Here is a 424-nt window from a genome sequence, read left to right on the forward strand (position 1 = left end):
AGGAACATCCGCTCGCCGATCTGGCGGTTGGTCAGGCCCTCGCCGATCAGTTCGAGGATCTGCCGCTCCTGGTCCGACAGCGCGGCCAGCGGGTCCTTCTTCGTGGCCTGGTCGCGCAGCCGGTGCAGCATCGCGGCGGTGGTCTGCGGGTCGAGCAGCGACTGCCCGCCGGCCACCGTGCGCACCGCGCCGACCAGGTCCGAGCCGTGGATCTGCTTGAGCACATAACCGGCCGCGCCGGCCATGACCGCGTTGAACAGCGCCTCGTCGTCGGCGTAGGAGGTCAGCATCAGGCAGGCCAGGCCGGGCACCTTCGAGCGGACCTCACGGCAGACGTCCACCCCGTCGCCGTCGGGCAGGCGCACGTCGAGCACCGCCACGTCCGGCTTCAGCGCGGGGATGCGGGCCACGGCCGACTCGGCCG

1 protein-coding gene is annotated in these 424 nt (G+C 72.2%); it reads right to left on the bottom strand.

The window, feature by feature from the left end; translation table 11 throughout:
* Positions 1-424: response regulator transcription factor (locus FLW16_RS43120; protein WP_142566736.1), on the bottom strand; the 424-nt coding region annotated here is incomplete at both ends.

Source organism: Microbispora sp. KK1-11 (assembly GCF_006874435.1).
Classification (GTDB): domain Bacteria; phylum Actinomycetota; class Actinomycetes; order Streptosporangiales; family Streptosporangiaceae; genus Microbispora; species Microbispora catharanthi.